Annotated in this window: 1 protein-coding gene; it reads right to left on the bottom strand. The window is 64.0% G+C overall.

The window, feature by feature from the left end; translation table 11 throughout:
- Positions 1 to 75: 75 nt before the first annotated feature.
- Entirely contained in the window at positions 76 to 3,180 is a 3,105-nt protein-coding gene (locus tag ITP53_RS54570; RefSeq protein WP_195903349.1) for an Eco57I restriction-modification methylase domain-containing protein, read from the bottom strand.
- Positions 3,181 to 3,326: the final 146 nt, after the last annotated feature.

Here is a 3,326-nt window from a genome sequence, read left to right as displayed (position 1 = left end):
CGCGGGACATCTCCTCCAAGCCGGACACCGGAAGATCACATCATCATCCAGACAATCGATCAAAGTGACGGACAGTCACGCATCCAGCCGTATCGTCACCCGGTGCGCATGGCGTGAATGCTTACGATCAAGGCCGTAGAGCAGAGCCACCACCGCATCCAACTCCGCGATCAGCGCCTTCTTTTCCTCTGGGGCATCCACCGATCCAACCGGCACCTCGACCTCGGCTGCCCAGTCCGCGTACCGGTCATCGACCGCTGCGAGCCGCCCCGCGATCTGTACTACCCGTCCGCGGAGCGGGCTCTCAGTCTCCGGCCGGGGCACTGGAAAGGCATTCAACAGCGTGTAAGAAAGCTTGAGTTCCACGAAGCGGCGCGCGTACCAGTCCAGTGGGAGAGCGGAGAGCACTCCGAGCATATAGGCCTCATCCCGAGCATCCCCTTTTCGTCGGAAGAGGTAGGGAGCCTTCTCAACAAGTGCATTTCCAGCTGGGACCAGTGCGCAGATGACGGTCCGAGAGTCTGTCGCTCGAGCGACGTCACGAAACGCGATCCGGGGTTTCCTGTAGCCAAGTGTTGCTGGGTCGTCGGCCCAGCGCTTAGGCATTCCATGAAATGCGCTTCGGGTGAGCTTGATCTGGCGCCTCCGTCGGCGTTGAGCCCAGTCTTCGAACTCACCAAGGTCTGCAAAGGCATACGGAGCGCCAAAATCAGGTGACCAGAGATTGAACGACGCGCCGGTGAGCACCGGCAGGTCCTTCGAGGGGTTCGCCAGGTTGAAGTCGTACAACGCCTTGTCGTCGGTGGTGTGCAGCTCCCGCAGCGGGGTGAACACCCACTCGCCACCTTCGGCGTCCAACCTAGGGTGGGCTCTGAGTCGGGCGAAAACGCGGAGACTGTCGGTATGTGGGAGGAGCGGGAAGACCGCGCCATCCGACCAGGTGGCGAATTCCTGGGCAGGGAGCGCCTGACCCGGGAGGGCCATGCCTTCGTGATAGTTGGTCAGGGAGAAGAACGGGCCTCGCAGTGTGACGCTCCCGGCGTAGCGGACGCCCCGAACGGCAGTGATCAACCCAATCGTGTACTGCGGGTGCACCTCGTCGAAGATCCACTGGCGGTTGTTGACCAGCATGGCCACATCCGCGAATCCGCCCTCGACCAGGATCGTCTCGCGGAACTGGCTCCCAGCCCTGCCGCTGAGTACCGTTCGGGGGAGAACCACCCCAGACCGGCCACCATCGCGGAGCAGGTGCCAGAAACGCCAGGAGAAGGCCAGTGACAGGTCGGTGTCGGTCGCGGCGCGCAACCCCGGGAAGGGCCCCTTACCCAATACATTCTTCAGCGCCTCGACTCGGGCGACCTCCGCCTCGTACTCGGCGAGTAGGTCGGGCCGCTCGCTTTGGTATCGGGCGATAGCCTGGTTCTTGTCCTTCTGTGGTAGGGAACGCAGTCCGGGGAAGCGCAGCCCCCACCACTGGTGCTCCTCCACCTTGATCTTCTCCCACGGCGGATTGCCGATAAGCACGTCGAAGCCGGGACGCTCCCGTAGGAAGACCTCGGGGAAGCGGAGTGGGAAGTGGGCCACGTTCAACTCGGTCATGCGCTCTTGGACGGCGGTGGAGTGACCGGCTTCGATGGCATGCTCCGGGGTGACAACTCCCGGGATCAGCCCGAGACGTACGGCGGTCGCGGCGTCGAACAGCGCCCGCGCGTCCGTGGCGGCCTCATTCGCTGCGGCGTAGGCCAAGGCGGCGTCCCGCACCTCCTGCTTGGTTGCCTCCGAGGTGCGGGCCACCCGGACGAGCACCTCCCGGGCCCGTCCAAGTGCCTCCTGGATCGGTTCGTCAAACAGGGTGGCTGTGCCTTTGACTCCGGGAGCCAAGATCTGAAGAACTTCCTCGACGGTTCCGATGCCGGTAAGGCTGTTGCCGACGGTTAACCCATGGTCGAGGGAGGACATCGGCAAGCCCGGGACGAAGGTATGGATCCAGATCCCGAGGCGGGCGAGCTCAACCGCCATGATGTTGAGGTCCAAGCCGTAGATGCAACGGCGGGCGATCTGGCGACGCAGCAGGGCGGACGTTTCGATCTCCACTTGGGCGGCATGCCCGCCAAGAGCGGCACGAGCTGCATGGGAGAGCCGAGTCAGTTCGTCACTGACGGCGGCGATCGGCCGTTGGGCAAGCAACGCAGTAAAGCGGGCCTCGATCCGGTCGATCGCGGCGACTAAGAAGTGGCCGGAGCCCATGGAGAGGTCGGCGACTCGGAAGTCGAAGAACAGATCGGCCGCCCCTGCCTCATCGCCGGCCTCTAGCAGTGCGCTGACCATGTCGATGTGGTTGGCTAGCGCCGGCTCCAGCGCGCTGTCCAGTAGATGCTCTACGGCGAACGACTTGGTGAAGTACGAGCCAGTGGACTTGCGCGCACCGGATTTGTTGTGGAAGTAGACCTGACCGTTGGGCACCTCGATGAGGTCCCCGCCCCGGGCGGGAACGAAGGCACCTTCCTTGTCGACCGTGAGCGGGCCCGGCGCGATCGACAGTGACGACTCCAGCAGCCCTTCGTAGATGGTGCCGAACTCGCGGACGCTCAGCGACCGGAAGTCCACCGGCCCCTGGGTGCCGTCCGGACCTATGTCCACCAGCAGGGCACGAAGCGCGGGACCGAATTCGGCATCCCTCAGGCGCATGGCGGCCAAGGCCGCGCCGGATGGGCTGGAATCCGGGTCATGGGAGAACAGGCCACCGTTGTAGGGGGGCACGTCCCAGTTACTGTTGCCGTCGTTTACAGCGTTCCAAACGCTGAGCATGTCGTCCCAGAGGGCGGTAGCCGCATCGTCGAATGATTGGCTGAGATCAGCGGCGAAGTCCTTGGCCAGCGTCTTGATCGCGTGCCGGTCGTAGCGGGAGTTTCGCCCATACGGAAGCAAGGCGCGGTCCTCGGCATAGGCGACGAAGAGCAGTCTAAAAAGGATCATCAACGTGCGGTGGTAGGCCTCCTGGAGATCCTCTTCGGTGGAGACATCCATCTGCTTGGCGATCGCGACGGCAAGACTGGGCACGACATCGCGATAGACGCGCTCGCGGAGCCGACCTCCGAGGTCAGCGGCGAAGTTCGCGGATGCGCGCAGGATCTCAGTAACCGTTCCCTCCGGGGCGAGCGCCTCGGGCGAGAAGAGCAAGTGCAGGTAGGCCGCGTCGCTACACAGATTGAATGCGTAGAGTCTTAGCCTCGTGACGGATCGCTTCGGGTGAGGTACGACCGGAGCATGCGGTATGGGCAAAGGGGTGGGTACACGCCCGCGGAGCAGGAGCGGCGGGAGCGGGT

This window comes from Nonomuraea cypriaca, from assembly GCF_015645445.1.
GTDB lineage: Bacteria > Actinomycetota > Actinomycetes > Streptosporangiales > Streptosporangiaceae > Nonomuraea > Nonomuraea cypriaca.
Note: the sequence above shows the minus strand (reverse complement) of the source record. Positions and strands in the feature narration are given on the sequence as shown.